Annotated in this window: 20 protein-coding genes; 18 read left to right on the forward strand and 2 right to left on the reverse strand. The window is 26.8% G+C overall.

Going from position 1 to position 22,221, the window contains the following annotated elements; all coding sequences use genetic code 11:
* The first annotated feature begins 198 nt into the window (after nucleotides 1-198).
* The 10 genes from Q4E08_RS06785 to Q4E08_RS06830 all read left to right on the forward strand — a co-directional run bounded on the left by Q4E08_RS06785 (nucleotide 199) and on the right by Q4E08_RS06830 (nucleotide 9,288).
* Nucleotides 199-498 (forward strand): hypothetical protein, encoded by a 300-nt coding sequence (locus Q4E08_RS06785; protein ID WP_368410167.1) that lies wholly within the window; start codon nucleotides 199-201, stop codon nucleotides 496-498.
* A 16-nt stretch (nucleotides 499-514) separates the two neighbouring features.
* Complete coding sequence (locus Q4E08_RS06790) at nucleotides 515-805, forward strand: PQ-loop domain-containing transporter (RefSeq protein ID WP_303129553.1); 291 nt, start codon at nucleotides 515-517, stop codon at nucleotides 803-805.
* Nucleotides 806-1,029: 224 nt separating this feature from the next.
* Complete coding sequence (locus Q4E08_RS06795) at nucleotides 1,030-1,275, forward strand: YgjV family protein (protein ID WP_303129554.1); 246 nt, start codon at nucleotides 1,030-1,032, stop codon at nucleotides 1,273-1,275.
* 189 nt (nucleotides 1,276-1,464) lie between these two features.
* Nucleotides 1,465-3,762 (forward strand): xanthine dehydrogenase molybdenum-binding subunit XdhA, encoded by a 2,298-nt coding sequence (xdhA, locus tag Q4E08_RS06800; RefSeq protein WP_303129555.1) that lies wholly within the window; start codon nucleotides 1,465-1,467, stop codon nucleotides 3,760-3,762.
* Nucleotides 3,763-3,775: 13 nt separating this feature from the next.
* Nucleotides 3,776-4,648, forward strand: a complete 873-nt coding sequence (gene xdhB, locus Q4E08_RS06805; protein WP_303129556.1) for a xanthine dehydrogenase FAD-binding subunit XdhB — start codon at nucleotides 3,776-3,778, stop codon at nucleotides 4,646-4,648.
* Nucleotides 4,649-4,658: 10 nt separating this feature from the next.
* Complete coding sequence (xdhC, locus tag Q4E08_RS06810) at nucleotides 4,659-5,144, forward strand: xanthine dehydrogenase subunit XdhC (RefSeq protein ID WP_303129557.1); 486 nt, start codon at nucleotides 4,659-4,661, stop codon at nucleotides 5,142-5,144.
* A 30-nt stretch (nucleotides 5,145-5,174) separates the two neighbouring features.
* A complete protein-coding gene (locus tag Q4E08_RS06815) occupies nucleotides 5,175-5,975 on the forward strand; it encodes a xanthine dehydrogenase family protein subunit M (protein WP_303129558.1) in 801 nt (266 codons plus the stop codon).
* Complete coding sequence (locus Q4E08_RS06820; RefSeq protein WP_303129559.1) at nucleotides 5,972-6,430, forward strand: (2Fe-2S)-binding protein; 459 nt, start codon at nucleotides 5,972-5,974, stop codon at nucleotides 6,428-6,430. The genes Q4E08_RS06815 and Q4E08_RS06820 overlap by 4 nt, the downstream gene beginning before the upstream one ends.
* Nucleotides 6,431-8,713, forward strand: a complete 2,283-nt coding sequence (locus Q4E08_RS06825) for a xanthine dehydrogenase family protein molybdopterin-binding subunit (protein ID WP_303129560.1) — start codon at nucleotides 6,431-6,433, stop codon at nucleotides 8,711-8,713.
* 101 nt (nucleotides 8,714-8,814) lie between these two features.
* Nucleotides 8,815-9,288: a nucleoside deaminase gene (locus tag Q4E08_RS06830; protein WP_303129561.1), complete on the forward strand. Its 474-nt coding sequence runs from the start codon at nucleotides 8,815-8,817 to the stop codon at nucleotides 9,286-9,288.
* Between the two features lie 200 nt (nucleotides 9,289-9,488).
* On the opposite strand, the gene Q4E08_RS06835 is transcribed toward Q4E08_RS06830, so the two are convergent.
* On the reverse strand, nucleotides 9,489-9,839 hold the full coding sequence (locus Q4E08_RS06835) for a tRNA-binding protein (RefSeq protein WP_303129562.1): 351 nt from the start codon (nucleotides 9,837-9,839) through the stop codon (nucleotides 9,489-9,491).
* A gap of 350 nt (nucleotides 9,840-10,189) precedes the next feature.
* Between Q4E08_RS06835 and Q4E08_RS06840 the strand changes: the two genes are divergently transcribed.
* The 3 genes from Q4E08_RS06840 to Q4E08_RS06850 all read left to right on the forward strand — a co-directional run bounded on the left by Q4E08_RS06840 (nucleotide 10,190) and on the right by Q4E08_RS06850 (nucleotide 16,428).
* Complete coding sequence (locus Q4E08_RS06840) at nucleotides 10,190-12,367, forward strand: DNA topoisomerase III (protein ID WP_303129563.1); 2,178 nt, start codon at nucleotides 10,190-10,192, stop codon at nucleotides 12,365-12,367.
* 260 nt (nucleotides 12,368-12,627) lie between these two features.
* Nucleotides 12,628-14,634 carry an FUSC family protein gene (locus Q4E08_RS06845; RefSeq protein ID WP_303129564.1) on the forward strand — a complete coding sequence of 669 codons (2,007 nt, stop codon included), beginning with the start codon at nucleotides 12,628-12,630 and terminating at the stop codon, nucleotides 14,632-14,634.
* A gap of 15 nt (nucleotides 14,635-14,649) precedes the next feature.
* Nucleotides 14,650-16,428, forward strand: coding sequence for an aminopeptidase P family protein (locus Q4E08_RS06850; RefSeq protein ID WP_303129565.1), 1,779 nt, complete (start codon nucleotides 14,650-14,652; stop codon nucleotides 16,426-16,428).
* A 132-nt stretch (nucleotides 16,429-16,560) separates the two neighbouring features.
* Here Q4E08_RS06850 and Q4E08_RS06855 read toward each other — a convergent pair whose 3' ends face one another.
* On the reverse strand, nucleotides 16,561-16,983 hold the full coding sequence (locus Q4E08_RS06855; RefSeq protein ID WP_303129566.1) for a PPC domain-containing DNA-binding protein: 423 nt from the start codon (nucleotides 16,981-16,983) through the stop codon (nucleotides 16,561-16,563).
* 243 nt (nucleotides 16,984-17,226) lie between these two features.
* Here Q4E08_RS06855 and Q4E08_RS06860 point away from each other — a divergent pair, with 243 nt between their 5' ends.
* The 5 genes from Q4E08_RS06860 (at nucleotide 17,227) to Q4E08_RS06880 (ending at nucleotide 22,168) form a co-directional block, all read left to right on the forward strand.
* Nucleotides 17,227-17,883: a pentapeptide repeat-containing protein gene (locus tag Q4E08_RS06860; RefSeq protein ID WP_303129567.1), complete on the forward strand. Its 657-nt coding sequence runs from the start codon at nucleotides 17,227-17,229 to the stop codon at nucleotides 17,881-17,883.
* A gap of 12 nt (nucleotides 17,884-17,895) precedes the next feature.
* The gene (locus Q4E08_RS06865) at nucleotides 17,896-19,050 is read left to right on the forward strand and encodes a 3'-5' exonuclease (RefSeq protein WP_303129568.1); all 1,155 of its coding nucleotides are present in this window, start codon (nucleotides 17,896-17,898) and stop codon (nucleotides 19,048-19,050) included.
* Between the two features lie 271 nt (nucleotides 19,051-19,321).
* Nucleotides 19,322-20,254 (forward strand): ribokinase, encoded by a 933-nt coding sequence (gene rbsK / locus Q4E08_RS06870; RefSeq protein ID WP_303129569.1) that lies wholly within the window; start codon nucleotides 19,322-19,324, stop codon nucleotides 20,252-20,254.
* Nucleotides 20,255-20,257: 3 nt separating this feature from the next.
* The gene (rbsD, locus tag Q4E08_RS06875; protein WP_303129570.1) at nucleotides 20,258-20,653 is read left to right on the forward strand and encodes a D-ribose pyranase; all 396 of its coding nucleotides are present in this window, start codon (nucleotides 20,258-20,260) and stop codon (nucleotides 20,651-20,653) included.
* 15 nt (nucleotides 20,654-20,668) lie between these two features.
* Nucleotides 20,669-22,168, forward strand: a complete 1,500-nt coding sequence (locus Q4E08_RS06880) for a sugar ABC transporter ATP-binding protein (protein WP_303129571.1) — start codon at nucleotides 20,669-20,671, stop codon at nucleotides 22,166-22,168.
* Nucleotides 22,169-22,221 lie beyond the last annotated feature (53 nt).

A 22,221-nucleotide genomic window follows, 5' to 3' on the forward strand; every position in this document is an offset into this window, starting at 1 on the left:
AGCAGTTTATGCAGCAGTACCAACAATTTATTGTAGAGATAATAAATAATTTTTATAAAATAATTCATAGATTAAATTTTAAAATAGCTAAATTAAAAATTTAAAATAATTATTATAATAAAAATTTACTTTTGAAGGGAGGGACTTATTTCTAAAAAGGGTCACCTTTAAAATAAAGGTTTTAGAAATAAGGGAGCTATGAGCGGTTTAATAAGATTTGGAACAATTATGAATATAATAGGGGGTATACTTATTATATATTCATTCCTACCACAAATTTATACTCTTTTTAAAACTAAAAGCCCAGGTAATAACAGTATACAATATTGGGTAATTATGACTTTTGGAATAACATGTATATGTTTAAATCAATTTATATGTAATGTTCCAAAAGTACAATTAATAACTCAAAGTGTAAACGTTATATTTGCTGTTTTTAGCACTGTATTGATTGTTCATTTTAGTATAAAAGAAAAAAGAGAAAAAAATAAAAAGTAGATTATGTGGATAGGAGATGTTAAATATGCCTGATTTACAATTAGTAGGAAATATTGCTCAATTATTAGGAAGTATAACTTTAATATATTCATTTTTACCACAAATATATAAATTAATAAAATTAAAAAATGCTGATGGTATAAGTATTCAATATTGGACAATACTTACTATTGCAGTAGCTTGTATAGCTATAAATTTGACAATAAGCAAAGTAAATATATTTATTCAACTTACTCAATGGCTTAATGTTGTATTAGCTTGTATAGTATTATTTCTAGCAAGTAAGTATAAAAAACAAGTCGAATAAATTTAAAAATTAATAAAGCTTTGTATTTATAAATTAATTAAAGCATATGAGCACATATAAAAAATAAATTAATTTATTTTAAACTTAGATACACATTTAATTAACATATTGCTCGCAAAGTGTAGACATAATAAAAAATTAGAACCACATCTATTTATATATCTTAAAGAAATAAAATTTTAAGAAACATAATAAAAATATTATGAGGTGGAGGAATTTAAAATATGAATAGTACACTTGTTGAATGGATTGGTTATATAGCATCAGCTATGATAGTTGTATCATTAATTATGACATCTATAGTGAAACTTAGAATAATCAATACTATTGGATGCGTTTTATTTGTAATATATGGGATTATAGTAGGAGCTTATCCTATATCAGTATCAAATGGGCTTATAGCATTAATTAATTTATACAATTTATATAAATTGAAACATAAACCATTAGATGAGGGGAAATTAGCTTAAATTAAAAGTTAAATTAAAATATCTAATGTTTAAAAGGTAAATACAAAGATGAATCATTAGCCCCTTAATTAAATATTAAGGGGAATGATGATTTGTATAATACAAGGAATTTAAAGCAATTAATTAAATATAATGAGTATTATGAATAAATAAACTAATTATTTTAGTTACAGAAGGGATTGTAGAAAAATGGGTAAAGCTTATGATTTAATAGGTAAAAGTATAAATAGAGTTGATGCAGTAGCTAAAGTTACAGGAAAAGCTAAGTATTGTTCAGATTATTTTGAGAGGGATGCACTTGTTGGAATGGTGTTAAGAAGTCCTTATGCACATGCAAAGGTAAAAGATATTGATACTACTGAAGCTGAAAACTTAGAAGGCGTTGAAGCAGTATTAACATATAAAAATGTACCAAATACTAAATTTCCAACAGCAGGACATCCATATTCATTAGATCCAAGTCATAGAGATATAGAAGATTATCAATTACTTACAGATAAAGCACGTTTTGTTGGAGATTCTATTGCAGCTGTAATAGCTGTAGATGAACTTACAGCAAAGAAAGCTTTGAAATTAATAAAAGTAGATTACGAAGTATTACCTTTTGTAGTAGATCAAGAGGAAGCTATAAAACCTGGAGCTCCAGTTATTCATGATGAAAGACCTAATAATATAGTTAGTGATTTTGGTATAACAGTAGGAGATCCAGATGAAGTTTTTAAAAATGCTGATAAAGTATATGGTGGACAATATGAAACTCAAATAGTTCAACATTGTCAAATGGAAATTCATAATGCAATGGCAAAGATTGATGAAAAAGGAAGAATGTTAGTTATTTCTTCAACACAGATACCACATATTGCAAGAAGAATAGTTGCAAAAGCTTGTAATTTACCTATTGGTAGAGTAAGAGTAATAAAGCCATATGTAGGTGGTGGCTTTGGTGGAAAGCAAGATGTTATAATTGAACCTTTAACAGCAGCAATGTCATTAGCTGTAGGAGGAAGACCAGTTAGATTTCAACTAGGTAGAGAAGAAGCAATTGTTGCAACTAGAACAAGACATTCAATGAGAGTTAATATAAAAGCAGCTATATCAAAAGATAATAAAATTGAAGGTTATGATATAGAGAATTTTGTAAATAATGGGGCTTATGCATCACATGGACATTCAATTGCAATGAGTGCAGGAAGTAAAATAAGACCTCTTTATAATATAAAAGCTGAAAAATATCGTCCAAAAACAATATATACAAATTTACCAGTAGCTGGTGCCATGAGAGCATATGGTATACCACAAATGTGTTTTGTTATTGAATCACTTGTAGATGATATATGTAAGGATTTAAATTTAGATCCTGTTGAATTTAGATTAAACAACTTTATAAAAGAAGGACATGTAGATCCAGATAATGGACTTGTTGTTCGTACATTTGGTTTACCTGAATGTGTAAAAAGAGGTAGAGAATTAATTGATTGGGATAGAAAGAGAGAGTTATATAAAAATCAAGATGGTCCTATAAGAAGAGGAGTTGGAATGGCAGTATTTAGTTATTTCTCAGGTACATGGCCAGTATCTCTTGAGGCTGCAGGAACAAGAATAGTAATGAATCAAGATGGTTCAGTTCAAGTTCAAGTTGGAGCTACAGAAATAGGACAAGGTAGTGATACAGTATTTAGTCAAATGGTTGCTGAAACAATAGGAATACCATTTGAAATGGTAACTTTAGTTTCAGAACAAGATACAGATGTTACTCCTTTTGATACAGGATCATATGCATCAAGACAGTCATTTATAGCAGGTCAAGCTGTTAAAAAAGCTGCATTAGAAGTTAAGAAAAAAGTTTTAGAAATTGCAAGCGATAAATGTGGTTTAGATGCAAGTCTTTTAGATATAGCTGATGCAAAAGTAATAGAAAAAGGAACAAAAAGAGAACTATATCCATTAGAAGAAATTGCACTTGAAGCATATTATAACAAAGTTAAATATGCACCTATAACAAGTGATTTAACTGTTAAGGTTCAAAATAATGCAATAGCTTATGGTGCAACTTTTGTTGAAGTTGAAGTTGATATAAGAACTGGAAAAATAAAAGTTTTAGATTTATATAATTTACATGATTCAGGAAAAATTTTAAATAAAAAGTTAGCAGAAGGACAAGTTCATGGTGGAGTAAGTATGGCTTTAGGATTTGCTTTATCTGAAAAATTCATAATAGATAAAGAAACTGGAGCAGTAATAAATAATAACTTGTTACATTATAAATTACCAACAATAATGGATACTCCAGAAATAAAATGTGAATTTGTAGATACTTATGATCCAACATCAAGTTTTGGTCAAAAATCACTAGGAGAAAATACAACAATTTCTCCAGCACCTGCAATTCGTAATGCAGTATTAAATGCAACTGGTGTAGCATTTAATAAATTACCAATGGATTCACAATCAGTATTTGAAAAATTTAAAGAAGTTGGACTTATATAGGAGGCGAAATAGTATGTATGATATAAATGAAATATTAGAACCTAAAACATTAGAAGAGGCATTAAATTTATTAGATGAAAAAGATAATTTAACAATAATAGCAGGAGGAACTGATGTACTTGTAAAGCTTCATGAAGAAAGATTCAAATCTTTAAATTTAATAAGTATAAGAGATATTGAAGGATTAAATGAAATAAAAATACTTGAAGATGAATCAATTGAAGTTGGAGCTATGGCAACTTTCTCAGACATATTTAGAAGTGAGATAATAAATAAACACATTCCAATTTTAGCAGAGGCTGCTGTATCAATGGGAGGTCCACAAATTAGAAATATGGCTACAATTGGTGGAAATATATGTAATGGAGCGGTATCAGGAGATAGTGCACCAACTGTTTTTGCTTTAAATAGCAAAGTTAAACTTAAATCAAAATCAGGTGAGAGAATACTGAGTGTAAAGGATTTCTATAAAGGACCTGGAATGACTAATATAAGAAAAGATGAAATATTAGTTAGTATAATTATAGAGAAGAAAGATTATGAAAATAAATATGGTAATTATATTAAATTTGCTAGTAGAAACGCTATGGATATAGCTCTTATGGGTGTTGCAGCACTTGTAGAAGTTAAAGATGGTAAGTTTGTTGATGTTAGAGTAGCATTAGGAGTGTCAGGGCCTGTTCCAATAAGATGTGAAATAGCTGAATGTGAAGCAAAAGGAATGGAAGTTAATGATGAAAACATGAAGTTGCTTGGAAAGTTAGCTTTAAAATCATCAAGAGCTATAGATTTCTGGAATGCTTCTAAAGAATATAAAGAGCATTTAATAGATGAATTAACATATAGAGCAATAAAAGAATCAGTAGAAAGAGCAGCGAGAGGATAGGTGAATAGTCATGGGTTTAAAAAGAAAAATATCATTTACAGTAAATGAAAGAAAATATGAATTAGAAATAGATGTTAGGGAATCTTTATCAGAAGTATTGAGAAGTAGATTACATTTAACAGGAGTAAAACAAGGATGTCTTGTTGGTGAATGTGGAGCATGTACTGTTTTAGTAAATGGTGTTCCAACAGATTCATGTATTTATTTAGCTGCTTGGGCAGACGGAAAAACAATAAAAACAGTTGAGGGACTTGAGAAAAATGGTAAGCTTTCAGATGTTCAAGAAGCATTCATTGAAGAAGGGGCTGTTCAATGTGGTTTCTGTACACCAGGTTTAGTTCTAACAACAACTGCTTTAGTTGATAGTGGAAAAGATTATACAGATGAAGAAATAAGAAGAGAAATATCAGGACATTTATGTAGATGTACAGGATATAATAAAATATTTAATGCAACTAAAAAAGCCATTTTAAGAAGAAAAAGACTAGAAAAATAAAATATAAGTTTATGTGATGGAGGGATTTGTTTGTTTACTATAAAAGAGTATGTAAGACCAAGCTCATTAGAAGAGGCTTATGAAATATTAAGCAAAAACAAGACAAACACTATTCTAGGAGGCCTTTTATGGCTTAAAATGGGAAAAAAGAATATAAATACAGCTATAGATTTATCAAGCTTAAATTTAAATAAAATAGAAGAAAAAGATGATGAATTTCATATTGGGTCTATGGTTACACTTAGAGATTTAGAATTAAACAAGGCTTTAAACGATGAATTTCAAGATATTTTTAAAGAATCTGTTAAACATATTGTTGGAGTTCAATTTAGAAATTTAGCAACAGTTGGAGGAAGTATATATTCAAGATTTGGTTTTTCAGATGTTTTAGCTGCATTTTTAACATTAGATAGTTATGTAGTTTCACATAAAAGAGGAATTATATCTTTAGAAGAATTTTCAAAGTTACCTTATGAAAAAGATATAATAGAAAAAATAATAGTTAAAAAGAATAAAAGTAAAAATATATATTTTACTCATAGGCTTTCAGAAACTGATTTACCAGTTTTAATAGTTTCATTAAGTAAAATAGGTGATAATTGGAAAATTGTAGTTGGTGGAAGACCTAATAGAGCTGAAATAGCTAAAGAAGCATCAAAAGTCTTATCAAATAATCCAACAGAAGAAGAAATAGAAATTGCTTGCGATAAAGTAGTTTCAGAGCTAGTATTTGGAAGTAATATGAGAGGATCTAAAGATTATAGAGAAATTCTAGCTAAAGTATTCGTAAAAAGAGGTATAAAAGAATTAATTGGAGGTAATTATGTATGATTACTAAAATTTGGATTAATAATAAACTTTATACTGATGACATAGAAGCCGATAAATTACTTATAGATTTTATTAGAGAAAAAGGATATTTAAGTGTAAAAAGAGGTTGCAATACATCAAATTGTGGATTATGTACTGTTTGGGCTGATGAAAAACCAATTTTATCATGTTCAACATTAGCTGTTAAAATGAATGGAAAACATATTTTTACATTAGAAGGCTTAAATGATCAAGTAAGTGAGTTTGCAAAATTCATGGCAGCTGAAGGTGCAGAACAGTGTGGATATTGTAGTCCAGGATTTATTATGAATGTATTAGCCATGAAAAAAGAATTAGTAAACCCTACAGAAGAAGAAATAAAAGAATATTTATCTGGAAATCTTTGTAGGTGTACAGGATACATGGGACAACTTAGAGCTATTAAGAAGTATTTAAATAGCAAGGAGGTTAAGTAAATGAAAATAGTAAATAAGAGCTATGCAAAAGTAGATTCTATGTCATTACTTACTGGAAAACCTGTTTATACTGAGGATATAGCACCAAGTAATCCTTTAATAGTTAAAGTTTTAAGGAGCCCACATGCACATGCTGAAATATTAGAAATAAAAAAAGATATTGCAATGAAGGTTCCAGGTATAGAGTGTATACTAACTTATGAAGATGTACCAAATAAAAGGTTTCAAATTGCAGGGCAGTCATATCCAGAGCCAGCTCCATATGATAGATTAATTTTGGAAAATAGAGTTAGGCATGTTGGAGATGCTGTTGCTATAGTAGCTGGAATTGATGAAAAATCAGTTGATAAAGCAATGAAATTAATTAAAGTAAAATATAAAAAGTTGAAAGCTATATTTGACCCAATAGAAGCTATAGATAATGATATAGTAATACATGATGAGGATGACTATTTTGTTCATTTTGATTTTGGAACAGACCAAAAGAGAAATATATGTGCATCAGGTAATATGAAAAAAGGTAACGTTGATGAGGTACTAAAAGAATGTGATATAGTTTTAGAGGAAACTTATAATACAAAAGCTAATGCACAAGCTATGATGGAAACAATGAGAGCTTTTACTCATTATGATTGTTACGGAAGATTAGTAGTTGTTAGTTCAACACAAATCCCTTTTCACTTAAGAAGAATTTTAGGAAGAGCATTAGATATACCAAAATCACAAATAAGAGTAATTAAACCACGTATTGGTGGAGGTTTTGGAGCTAAGCAAACATTATGTTGCGAAATATATCCTGCCATAGTTACATTAAAAACAGGGAAACCTGCAATGATAATTTATGATAGACAAGAAACATTTACTGCATCATCTAGTAGACATGCGATGCAATTAAAAGTTAAGTTAGGAGCAAATAAAGATGGGGTAATAAAAGCACTTGATATTTCAGTTATTTCAAATACAGGTGCTTACGGAGAACAAGGACCTACAGTTGTAGAGTTAGTTGGAGTTAAGCCTTTAACAGTATACAATAGAGTAGAGGCATATAATTTTGATTATAAAGTTGTATATACTAATACAATGGCAGCTGGTGCATTTAGAGGTTATGGTGCAACTCAAGGATTCTTTGCTGTTGAATCTATAATAAATGAATTAGCAGCAAAGCTTAATATGGATCCTACTATAATAAGAGAAATAAATATGGTTAAAGAAGGAGAATATCTTCCTGCATATCATGGTGAAACTCTTAATAGTTGTGCTCTTGATAGGTGTTTAAAGAGGGCTAAAGAAATATTTAAGTGGGATGAAAAATATCCATATAAAGATATTGGAAATAATAAAGTAAGATCTGTAGGTGTAGCAATAACTATGCAAGGTTCAGGTATAGAAAATATAGATAAAGCTTCTGTTGAAATAAAATTAGGTGATGGAGGTTTTTATCAATTAATGCTCGCATCATCTGATATGGGTACAGGTTCTGATACTATATTTACTCAAATGGCAGCAGAATGTCTTGATTGCCCTATAGAAAATGTTACAGTAAGTGGTGTTGATACTGATATGTCACCATATGATGTTGGTTCTTACGCATCAAGTACAACTTATGTAACAGGAATGGCTGTAGTAAAAACTTGTGAGGAAATGAGAAAAAGAATTTGCATTGAGGGAGCTAAAGAATTAAATTTAACTCCAGAAGAAGTTGAGTTTGATGGAAAAACAATAAAAGCTTTAGATGGAAGCAAAGAAATTTCTTTAGAAGAACTTTCTGAAAGATTAATTGTAGGGGATAGACAATTTATTGTTGTTTCTGTATCACATTCAAGTCCAGTTTCACCACCACCATTTATGGTTGGATTGGTTGAAGTTGAAATTGATAAAGAAACAGGAAAAACATCAGTAGTTGATTATGTTTCAGTTGTTGATTGTGGAACAGTAATAAATCCAGCACTTGCAAGAATACAAGCAGAAGGTGGAATAGTGCAAGGTATTGGTATGGCATTACTTGAAGATATAAACTATGATAAGAATGGTAGAATGATTAATGATACTTTTATGCAATATAAGTTACCAACTAGATTAGATGTTGGTAATGTAAGAGTAGAATTTGAAAGTAGTTATGAACCAACGGGTCCATTTGGAGCTAAATCAATAGGTGAAATTGTTATCAATACACCAGCTCCAGCAATAGCAAATGCTATATATAATGGAATGGGAGTTAATATTAGAGACTTACCTATGACAGCTGAGAAAATATTAATGGCTAGCTTAAAGAAAGATGCATAAAATTATTAGCCATATTTTAAAAATAAATTATTATAAGTATAATATTAATATGTAAATAATTTAATAATTAATATAATAATTAAGATAAAGAGGGTATGAATATGGAAAAAGATAAGATAATGAATTTATGTGTTGAAAGTTGCATGGATGGAATGAAGCATCACGAAGGAGGTCCATTTGGTGCAGCAATAGTTAAGGATGGAAAAATTATAGCTGTGGCTCATAATACTGTAATTAAAGATAATGATCCTACTGCTCATGGTGAAGTAAACGTTATAAGAAAAGCTTGTAAAGAACTTAATACTTTTGACTTAAGTGGATGTGAATTATATACAACATCAGAACCTTGTCCTATGTGTATGTCAGCTATTATTTGGGCTAATATATCAAAAGTGTATTATGGATGCACAGTTCAAGATGCTAGAGATATTGGCTTTAGAGATGAGCATATATTAAAGTTTTTAAAAGAAGATTGTAATGATAAAAAAATAATAGATTTGGAAGCTTTAGATAAAAGTGAATGTTTAAAAGCTTTTGAATATTGGACAAAGGATAATTTAAGAACAGATTATTAGTAAAAGTTTTAATTAAATACCTAATAAGTAATTTTAAAAAATTACTTATTAGGTTATTTTTTATTGATGTTATATTAAAATGTGTATCATGGAAAACTAAAAAGGTTTTAGTTAATTGTTATTTTTATTAATGCTATATAATATTTTTTAAAATATTTTTATATAACATTAAATAATATTTTTTAATGTTATGTTAAGTTCTAACCAACTCTTGTTCCATTAGGAACTGGTTTTTCAGGTTGTGCTAAAACAGGGGTAATTCCATCAGCATATCCAATATCAAAAAGCATACCTTCTGAAATTTCACCTGCCATTTTCTTTGGAGGTAAATTAACTATAAATAGTGCTTGTTGACCTTCGATTTCTTTAGGATTTTCTCTTTCGCCTTTCATTCCTACTAATATAGTTCTTTCAAATTCACCAAAATTAACAGTTAGTTTAACTAATTTTTTTGATTTTTCAATATCCTCAACTAATTTTATTGTTCCAACTCTAATATCAATTTTATCAATTATGTCCATATTAATATTTTCTTTAACAGAAGCTGTCATAATATCTCCTCCTTTTTAAATAATTAGTAATTATAAAATAATAAAAAATTATGCTACAAGTTTATATTAAATTATTCCTTGTTTTAGGATTATTATAACATTAATTACAAAATATTCAAATATTTAAAAAGAATTTATATTTAAAAAAGTGCAATAAATAATTTTGTTGTAGAATTTTAAAATATCTGTATTTAGTAAAATTTTTTGTTATTAAGAAAAGTATAATGATAATTAAAAATTTTGTATTAATTGTTATTTAGTTTATAATGAAATAATAAGAATTAAATATTAAGTTATCATGTTAAATAGTGTAGAAAATAACTTTTTAATATAGATTGAAAGGAATTTATATGAGTAAAATATTAGTTTTAGCAGAAAAACCTTCAGTAGGAAGAGAACTTGGAAGAGTTTTAAAATGTAATAAAAAGGGGAATGGATATTTAGAAGGAGAAAAGTATATAGTAACATGGGCATTAGGACATCTAGTAACTTTAGATGCACCAGAAGGATATAATCCAGCATGGAAAGCATGGAATATGGAAACATTGCCAATGCTTCCAAAGCATATGAAGCTTACGGTTATAAAAGGTAGTGGAAAGCAATTTAAAATTGTTAAAGAGCAAATGTATAGAAAAGATGTAGGAGAAATTGTAATAGCAACAGATGCAGGACGTGAAGGAGAGCTTGTTGCAAGATGGATAATTGAAAAAGCTCATGTTAAAAAGCCTCTCAAGAGACTTTGGATATCATCTCAGACAGATAAGGCTATAAAAGATGGATTTAAAAATTTAAAAGATGGAAAAGAATATGATAATCTTTTTCATGCTGCAGAATGTAGGGCAGAAGCTGATTGGCTTGTTGGACTTAATGTAACAAGAGCTTTAACTTGCAAACATAATGCTCAGCTTTCAGCAGGTAGAGTACAATCACCAACTTTAGCTATGATAGTACAAAGAGAAGAGGAAATTAAAAATTTTAAACCAAAGGAATATTACACAATAGATATAAAAACAAATAAATGTAATTTTACTTGGGTAAATAAAGATAATAATTCAAGAATATTTAATGCTGATTTTAAAGATAAAGTATCATTAAAAATAAAAAATGGTGAAATAAAAATAGTTGATATTAAAGAAGCTAATAAAAAGACTTATTCACCAAAGCTTTATGATTTAACAGAGCTTCAAAGAGATTGTAATAAAATTTATGGATATTCTGCAAAGCAAACATTAAATATAATGCAAAGACTTTATGAAAATCATAAACTTTTAACTTATCCACGAACAGATTCAAGATATATATCAGGAGATATAGTATCTACTATTCCAGATAGACTTAAAGGAATAGCATTTGGAGAATATAGAGCTATAGCAACAGAGCTTTTAAAGAATAAAATAAAAGCAAATAAAAGCTTTGTTGATGATAGTAAGGTATCAGATCACCATGCTATAATTCCAACAGAGGAAAAGAGTAATTTAGCAAATTTAAGTTCAGATGAAAGACATGTATATGATTTAGTTGTTAAAAGATTTTTATCAGTATTATTACCTCCATTTGAATATATTCAAACAACTCTTGAAGGAGAGATAAATGGAGAAAAAGTTATAGCAAAAGGAAAAGTAATTAAATCAAAAGGTTGGAAAAAGGTATTTGATAGAGAAGATGAGGATGATAAAGAGGATATAAAAGAACAAGAACTTCCAAAAATAAATAAAGGTGATAGCTTAAAAATTTTAGATGTTAAAGTTAAAGTTTCTGAAACTAAGGCACCAGCAAGATTTAATGAAGGTACTCTTTTATCAGCAATGGAAAATCCTCAAAAATATATACAAGTTGATAAAGCTTCTTCTAAAACTTTAGGAGAAACAGGTGGACTTGGTACTGTTGCAACAAGAGCAGATATAATTGAAAAATTATTTAATTCATTTGTTATAGAGAAGAAGGGGAAAGAAATTTACCCAACATCAAAAGGAAAACAGCTTATAGAACTTGTACCAAGTGAACTTAAGTCCCCACTTCTTACAGCAAAGTGGGAGGCTGCTTTAGATAGAATTTCAAAAGGAAAAGAAGATCCAAAGAAGTTTACAAAGGAAATGAGAAATTATTCAATAGCTCTTGTGGAAGCAGTAAAACAAGAAAATTCAAAATTTCATCATGATAATTTAACTGGTAAAAAGTGTCCAGAATGCGGTAAGTATATGCTTGAAGTTAAAGGAAAGCAAGGAAAGATGTACGTATGTCAAGATAGAGAATGTGGGCATAGAGAAAATATAGCAAGACTTACAAATGCAAGATGTCCTGAGTGTAAAAAGAGATTAGAACTTAGAGGGTCTGGTGAAGGAAAAATATATGTTTGCCCAGGAGAAAATTGTAACTTTAGAGAAAAAGAATCAGTATTTAAGAAAAGATTTAATAAAAATGATAAAGTGAATAAAAGAGAAGTAAATAAAATCATGAAGAAGATGCAAAAGGAAGCAGAAGAGGATATAAACAATCCATTTGCAGCACTTTTAAAAGACTTTAAATAAAATAAAGCCTACTATTTTTATAGATAGTGGGCTTTTTTATTTTATAAATACATTTTTATATTATATTTTATTATTTAAATATATAAAGAAAATAACTATTTATATATATGATAAATGGTAGGAAATCCTTTTATACAATATATAAATTTAATAATTAACTTAATATATATAATGTTACATTTTATTAAATGAATGGTTGAATTATAAAAAAATATATTTATAATTTCTAAATAATAAATATATTTTTGGAGTGATAAAGTATGCAAAAAGTTTTGAAGAATGAATACTTTTTAAAAACTATAATATTTATTCTTGGAGTTATAGTTTTTCTTTCTTACTGGTTCTTTCTTGGAAATATAAATGCATTTGTAGGTGTTGCATTAGTTAAAGGAGCATTAACTTTATTGAATAAAGATTTAACGGCTAATCCAATAAAAAATTCATTAATATTTTTAGTGGCTTTTTTATATATAGGTATATTTTCTTATATTGCTACTTTTAATATATTTTTAGGGTTATTTATAAACTTTTTTGCATTATTTTTTATTACATATAATTTTGTTTCAGACTTAACAATGTCTATTTGGATTCCTTTTGTTCTTGGATATTTATATCTTTTAGTTAAACCAGTTAATTACTTTTATGAATTTAAAGAAAGATTAATTGCATTAGCTGTTGGTTCATTATTTATAATAGTTAGCCAATTAATTTTAAATAAAGATAAGTCAAAAGACAAAATAAAGTCTAATTTTATATTGCTATTAGATAGTATTTTAAATGAAATAAGCACTTTAAAAAATGAAGATATTTTAGAAACTAAAAGATTAAAAGGAAGTAAGGAATATAGATTAGAAAATAAAAATTTAAAGGTAACTACATATTTAGATAGTATAGTAGCTACTATTTATAATAGAAGAACTTCCTTTTTTTATATTGATGATAATGACAGTATTCTTTTGAATTTATCAGTTTGCTTAGAACGATTAAGTAATTCTATAAATAAAATTAAATTAACTAATTGTAGTAAAGAAGAAGAATTTTTAAGTGATTTAGTAAATCTAATAAATGAAATGAAAATTTATATAAAAAAAGATAATTATTATTCAAAATTTACTATTGATATAGAAAGTTTTTCAAATAAGTATTCTAAATATTTTAAAGATAATTATTCTTTTTATGATATATTACAAAATATTGAAATGCTTAAATTTTCTTTAACAAATTTAATTGATTTAAAGAACAAAAAGAGGGTTAAAATAAAAAATGTATTTTCATCATTTAATAAATTTAAAATAAAAAATATTTTTAAATATAATTTTAGAAAATCAATTAAATTTACATATGCTTTTAGATTATCTTTCCTTTTATCTGTATCTTATTTTATTGTAGAATTATTTAAAATTCCAGAAGGTAAATGGATTACTTTTACTATATTTACAGTAGTACAACCTTATATAGAAGATAGTCAAAAGAGATTCACTAAAAGATTTAAAGGAACTATTGTTGGTATAATAATATTTAGCTTAATAGATATATTTGTAGGAAGTTTTTATTTAGAAGTATTTATATTTGCTATATTTTATTATATTTATTCTATACAATCAGATTTTACTATAAAAACTATATGTACAACTACAGTTAGTTTAGGAGTATTTTCTATTATAACTAATGCACCAGCAAGCGGGGATTTTTATAGATTTATTTTTATGGTTATTGGTATACTTATTGGGTATATTGGAAGCAAGTATATATTCCCGTACAGCTTAAAAGATTCTATAGATATGTTAAGTAAGCAATACTATAAAATTAGTTTAAATATGGTATATAAAGGTTGTAAAGAGAAAATAAATGCTAAATTGACAACTTATATAGATGAACAGGTTTTGCTTTCTAAACTATTTGAAAGTAAAATAATAATTAATAATAGTACATATAAATTAAAATGTGTTAATGAATTTGTATATAATCAAAGATTTTTAAATAATGATATATACTATCTTTATTTTTATATTTTTAAAAATAAAATAAAAAGTAATATTATTGAAGACTTTAAGTTTAATTTAAGTAAGGCTTATAGCTTTAATAATAATGAGTTAATTTTAGATTTAGATGAAGTTATGAATTTAGAAACGTATATAAAAGGTAAATTTAGCTCTGTTGTAGATGAAAAAGATAAGTTAGTATTTATTACTATATATAGAATATTATCTAGGTTAGAAAAATCTAAAAAGTTAATTGATGAAATAGATAATACAATAATTATATAAAATGGGGGCGATTTTATGAATAATCTTATAAAAAATAGATTAGAAAAATTTAGAGCAATAATGAAGGAAAAGGGGATAGATTATTATATTATTCCAAGTTCAGATTCACATGGTAGTGAATATGTAAGTGATTATTTTAAAGGAAGAAAGTTTATGTCAGGATTTACAGGGTCAGCAGGAACTTTACTTATTGGATTAAAGGAATCTATACTTTGGACTGATGGCAGATATTTTATTCAAGCAGAAAAAGAACTAAAGGATTCTAATATAAAATTATTCAAAATGAGAATAGAAGGATATCCAACTTTAAATGAATGGATTAAAGAAAATATTAAAAAGGGTGAGGTTTTAGCTTTTGATGGAAAAGTATTTTCAGTAAATGACTACAAGTCCTTTAAAGAAATTGAAAAAAGTAATTTATTTAAAATAAAAATAGATGAAGATTTACTTCAATATGTTTGGGAAGATAGACCAAGCCTTCCGAATGAAAATATATTTATTCATGATGTAAAATATGCAGGAAAAAGTAGAGAAGAAAAGTTACAAGAAGTAAGAGAAAAGATGACTTCTTTAAATGTTGATTATTATATAATATCATCATTAGATGATATTGCTTGGCTTTATAACCTTAGAGGAAATGATATTTTATATAATCCTGTATTTTTAAGTTATTCAATTATTGAAGAGAATAAAGCTTATATTTATATAGATGAAGAGAAGGTTTCAGAGAAAATTAAATATGAATTAGAAAAGGATAATATATATATTAAAAATTACAATAAAATAATTGAAGATACTAAATTATTAGAAGGAAATATACTTATTGATCCTAAAAAAATTAATTCACTTATATATGAAAATATAAATTCTAATTGTAAGGTTATAGAAAGTTTAAATATAACAACAAACTTAAAGGCTATAAAAAATAAAATAGAATTAGAAAATCTAAACAGATGCCAAATAAGAGATGGAGTAGCTATGGTTAAGTTTAGAATGTGGTTAGAAAATAATGTTGGAAAAGAAAAGATTACAGAAATATCAGCTTCAGAAAAGCTAAAGGAGTTTAGAAGTTTTGGTGAATTTTTTAAAGGGGAAAGTTTCAATACAATTGCAGGTTATAAAGAACACGCTGCTATGATGCATTATAGTGCGACAAAATTAAGTAATTATGAGCTTAAAAAAGAAGGCCTTTTTTTAGTTGATTCAGGTGGACAATATTTAGATGGGACTACTGATATTACAAGAACATTTGTACTTGGAAAGCTTACACAAGAGGAGAAGGATGATTTTACATTAGTTTTAAAGGGACATATAAATTTACTAACTACAAAGTTTTTAGATGGAACAACAGGTTCAAATATTGATATAAAGGCTAGAGAACCATTATGGAATAAAGGAATAGATTATAAATGTGGCACAGGTCATGGTGTTGGATTTTTCTTAAATGTTCATGAAGGGCCTCAGAGTATAAGCCAAGTTCCAAATAATGTAGTATTAAAACCAGGAATGATTATAACAAATGAGCCTGGAATATATAAAGAAGGTAAGCATGGAATAAGAACAGAAAATACTATGCTTGTTGTAGAAGATAAAGAATCAGAATTTGGAAAGTTTTATAAGTTTGATGTTATATCATATTGTCCAATAGATACAAAGGGTATAAATAAAGAGCTTTTAAGTGAAGAAGAAATAAATTGGATAAATAATTATCATGAAATAGTGAGAGAAAAGTTATCAAAATATTTAAACAGTGACGAAGCTAAGTTTTTAAATAAAATAACAGAAAAAATATAAAAATATATTATTAAATAATTATAGTAATAGAAATTTTAATAATTTATTTATAAGATAAATAAGATTTATTGTATAAAATAATTTAAAGATATAGAATTAGAAAGAATGACTAATTCTATATCTTTTTTTGCTTTATTTTAAATTCATTACGTTTAATCCAGATACTTCATCTAAATATCTAGTAATTTGTCCATCTAATTCAGTTAAAATAATTTCACAAACAGCAGTAACGGTTCCTTCAACAAAATGGCCACCATAAGTTACACAGTCTTCACCACTAAAATTTATATGTAGATGAAGATAAGGTTCATTATCTTTAGTTGTTAAATTTCCAAGTAAACTTGTTATTTCATATTTTCCATCAAATACAGTCTCATTATATACTTTTGTATTTAAATCAAAGTATCCTATTTTTATATTTGTTGCTGCACCTATAGCAGAAATTGAACCAAGTTTTATATTATTATCCTTACAAAAGTTTTTAATAGAACTTACTATGTTTTCACCTTTATCTATTCTTAAAATCCAAGTATTATTTATTTTTTTAAAATCCATCTTCAATACCTCCAATAAAATATAGTTTAATTTAATTATAACCTTAAAATTAATGTAAAGGTAAATATAAATTATATATATTAAAAATTTTTTAAGGTATATAACGTATATAAAATACTCTTAAATGAAAATAAATAAAACATATAAATAAATTGTATTGTATGATAATATAGAGTGAGATAAAAGTAAAATTTAATAGGAATTTATTAATAAATTTATAAATAAATTAGCTTGGAGGATTATATGGCTATAAATAAAAAAACAAATGAAAGATTCCATTACAATAATGGGAAAAAAACAAATAAAAACTTTATGTATAATGATTTTAGAAGAGCTAACTGTTATAACAGTGAATTTTCAGGGTCAAATTTTAATTTTGCAAGCTTTAGAGGGGCACATTTTAAATCATGTGATTTCTTTGGTTGTACATTTAAATGGACTGAATTTATAGGTAGTAATTTAAAGAAAAGTAAATTTAAAAAAGCTGAGTTTAAAAATGCAATATTTGAAGGTGTTAATTTAGAAGGTGTAGATTTTGATGGTGCTAAATTTAAAAATGTTATATTTTTAAATACTGATATAAGTAAGGCAGTAAATTTAAAATTTAAAGAAGAAGAAGTTAAAATATTAGATGATTTTCCAAAGCTAGACCTTAGCTTAGAATTAATGACTTCATTAAATAAAGCAATGGATAATGAGTATATTAAGAAATCAAGAGTTCTAGATACAAAAGAAGGTAAAATAAATACTGTAAGTATAATGAGATTAATGGAAAACTTTAATGAAAAATCATTAATTCAAGGACTTAAAATTGCATCAGAAAGAATAGATAGAGATTTTTCTACATTAAGTTATTTAATTAAAGCTATGGAAAGATATAGAGAAGAGGGGCTTCTATAAGGGGGTAAGTAAATGATAAATCCAAAGAGAGAATGGATAGAATTTAAATCAGAAGAAGAAAAAGTTGAAAAATTAAAAGAATTAAAAATAATATCATCAAAAGCAAAAGAAGTTAAGGAATTATATTATAAAGGTGCATATAGTGATGGATCCATACTTTGTGATGTAGTAGGATATGTAGATGAAAATGAAATAATTTTAAAAATAAATGAAAAATTACATAGTGTACATCCAGAATATTTTTTGGATATGCAAAAAAAAGAAAGATTTATAATAGTTGATATAGAAACACCTATGAGCTTTAAAAAAGAAGATGGAATAAGAGAAATAGCTGCTGTTGTAGTTGAAGATTATAGAGTTATAGATACTCTTCATTTAAAGAAAGTTATAGATGAACAAGAGTATAAAAAAGGTTATGGAAATGGATTAGAAGCAATAGAAGAAGATGAAGAAATTAAAGAAAAATTTAAAGCTTTAGTTAAAAAGTATAAATGCCCATTATTAGCTCACAATGCAAGTTTTGATAGGAAATTTTTAAAGCATTGGGGATTTGTTGATGATAAGCAAAAGTTCTATTGTAGCTTAAATACAATTAGAGCAATGGTTAAGCTTGATAGTTATAAACTTGTTGACTTATTAAAGTATTATGGAATTAAAGATGGACAAGAACATAATGCTATTCAAGATGTTCTTGATTTATTAGAACTTTTAAAAAAATTAAAGCCAGAAAAATGGCAAACTATAGATAGTCGTGTTAAGTATAGTTTAGATAAAAAGAGTGAAAAAAAGTTAGAAGATAAACTTGATAAGTCAAGGGATAAAAAAGCTTCACCTAAGTTTGTAAGAAAGAGCAAAGAGGAAAAAGAAGCAGAAAAATTAAGACTTGAAAAGGCTAAAGAAAATATTATAGAAAATTTATTTGATGGAAAGAAAATAGTTTTTACAGGAGATACTAAGAAGGATAGAATTGAGCTTCAAGAACTTGCAATCATGTATGGCGGAGCTGTTACACAAAGTATAAGTGGTAAAACATATATGGTAGTTGTTGGAGAAAATCCTGGAGTTAGCAAAATATCAAAAGCTAAAGAACTTGGAATAAAAATTATAAGTGAAGATGAATTTTTAAATACTGTAAATTTAGAATCAGTTCAAATGAAGCTTTTTTAAAAAATAATTTTTATCAAGAATTTAATTATAAAAATAGATGCTATGAATTAGTACATCAATATATGAGATAAATTTATATTTATACAAAACAGGTAGTTAAGTAAAAAACTACCTGTTTTGTAATTTAATATAGAAAAAATCACTCATTATAATTAAATTTAAATAAAAAATTCAGAAAATTTTCAAAAAAGACTTGTAAACGATTTTAAAATGTATTATGATTTACTTAACCGATTTAGTTTAACGGTTAAGTAAAGAAAGGATGGGGAAGATGAATAAAGTTTGTGTAATTGGAAGCATAAATATGGACTTAGTTATAAAGGTTAAGAACATGCCAAAGGAAGGAGAAACCATACTTTCAAAATCCTTTGAAAAAATAGCTGGAGGAAAAGGAGCTAATCAAGGGGTTGCTGCAAAAAGATGTGGCAATAAAGTTACAATGATAAGTAAAATTGGACAAGATGATAATGGAAAAATATTAAAAGGTCTTTTAGATAAAGAAGGAATAAATACAGAATATATATTTGTTGATGAAAAAGAACCAACAGGAATGGCTATGATAACAGTAAATGATAATGGTAATAATTCAATTGTTGTTATATCAGGTTCAAACATGACATTAAATAACGATGAAATAAAAAAATGTGAGAATGTTATAAAGGAAAGTGATATTGTAATATCTCAATTTGAAACACCAGAAGATATTACAATTGAAGGATTTAAAATGGCTAAGGAAAATAATAAATTAACTATTTTAAATCCAGCACCAGCAAAAAAAATAAAAGATGAATTATTAAAATATACAGATATAATAATTCCAAATGAAACAGAAGCAGAACTTTTAACAGGAATAGAAGTTAACGATTTAGAAACAGCAAAAATTGCAGCTTCAGAATTTTTCAAAAAAGGAGTTAAGTTTGTAATTATAACTTTAGGTTCAAAAGGAGCAGCTGTTATAAGCAAAGAAAAGGCTGAAATAGTTAAAGCATTTAAAGTAAATGCAATAGATACAACAGCAGCAGGTGATAGCTTTATTGGAGGATTAAGTACGAAGTTAAATATAAATGAAATGACTTTTGAAAATCTTTTAAAGGCAGTAAGGTTTGGAAATAAAGTTTCATCTATAACAGTACAAAGAAGAGGAGCACAACCTTCAATAGCAAGTATAGAGGAAGTAGTTGAAGTTTATGGAGAGGAAGATTAATATATGAGAAAAACAAAGTTATTAAATAGCCAAATAAGTTCAGTAATATCAGAAATGGGACATACAGATTCTTTGGCAATAGGAGATTGTGGATTACCTATACCAAAGGATGTAAAAAGAATAGACCTTGCAATAATTAAGAATTTACCTACATTTATAGATACATTAAAAGCAGTTTTATTAGAATTAGAAATTGAAGAAGTAGTACTTGCAACAGAAACAGAAAAAATAAGCAATGATCTTTATAAAGAAATAAAGAAAGAAATTGGTGATGTAAAAGTAACATTCGTAAGTCATGAAAAGTTAAAAGAAAACTTAAAGGAATGCAAGGCTGTAATAAGAACAGGTGAGCAAACTCCTTATGCAAATATTATTTTAAAGTCAGGAGTTGTATTTTAAGAGGAGGCGTTTAGAATGAATGCAAAAAAACCAATGCTTAAAATGGAGGGAGTGAGTAAGTCATTCCCTGGTGTTAAAGCACTAGACAATGTAAATATTACTGCTTATGGAGGTGAGGTTACTGCTTTAATGGGTGAAAATGGAGCAGGAAAATCAACTCTTATGAAAATATTAAGTGGAGTTTATACAAAGGATGAAGGTAAAATATATCTTCAAGGTGAAGAAGCTAATATTCAAGGTATAAAATCAGCAGAGGAACTTGGAGTTACAATAATTCACCAAGAACTTAGTATAATAAATAACTTAACAGTTGCTGAAAATATATTTTTAGGTAATGAAAAAACAAATAATTTTGGAAAAATAAATAAAAAACTTATGGTTGAAAGAAGTAAAATGTTTTTAGAGCAAATTGGATGTACAGTTGATCCAAATGAGCTTGCTGGCAATTTAAATGTTGGTGAAAAACAAATGGTTGAAATAGCAAAAGCATTAACAAAAAATGCAGCAATAATAATAATGGATGAACCAACAACAGCACTTACTGAAGTTGAAACAAAAAATCTTTTTAAAGTAATAGAAAATTTAAAAAGCAAGGGTCTTGCTATAATTTACATATCACACAGAATGGAAGAAATATTTGCAATATGCGATAGAGTTGAAGTTTTAAGAGACGGTAAATATGCAGGAAATGCATTAATTAAAGATATAGATAATGATGACCTTATAACAATGATGGTTGGAAGAAAAATTGAAGATCAGTTTCCATATAGAGAAGTTAAAAAAGGAAATGTTATATTAGATGTTAAAAATTTAAGCTCAAATGCTGGAGTAGAAAATGCAAGCTTTGAAGTTAGAGAAGGAGAAATACTTGGAATTGCAGGACTTATGGGTTCAGGAAGAACAGAACTTGCAAAAACAATATTTGGTGCATATAAAAAGACAAATGGAACAGTAAAAATAAATGGACAAGAACTTCATGGAAATAGTATAACAGAAGCTATAAAAAATGGTATATGTTATCTTTCAGAAGATAGAAAGAAAGAAGGGTGTGTCCTTGGACTATCTGTTTCAGATAATATGACTATATCAAATCTTGACAGTTATGAAAATAAATTATTTGTATTAGATAAGAAAAAAGAGGCATCTGATGTAATCGATTATATAAAGAAAATTAGAATAAAAACACCAAATCCAGAACAACTTATTAAAAATTTAAGTGGTGGTAATCAGCAAAAAGTTATTTTAGCTAAATGGCTTTTAACAAAACCAGAAGTTTTAATTATTGATGAACCAACAAGAGGAATAGATGTTGGAGCTAAGAAAGAAATTTATGAATTATTAAATGAGCTTAAAGAAAGTGGAAAAGCTATTATAATGATTTCTTCTGATATGCCAGAAGTACTTGGTATAAGTGATAGAATTCTTGTTATGAGTGAAGGAAAAATAACAGGAGAAGTAAGTAGAGAAGAAGCAACACAAGAAAAAATAATGAAATTAGCCGTTGGGATAAAGTAAAAATAAAAGTATAAAAGGAAATATAAATTTTTATTTTGAGAGGAGTTTTTAAA

Origin of the sequence: Clostridium sp., from assembly GCF_030532265.1 — a bacterium.
In the GTDB taxonomy this organism is placed as follows: domain Bacteria; phylum Bacillota; class Clostridia; order Clostridiales; family Clostridiaceae; genus Clostridium.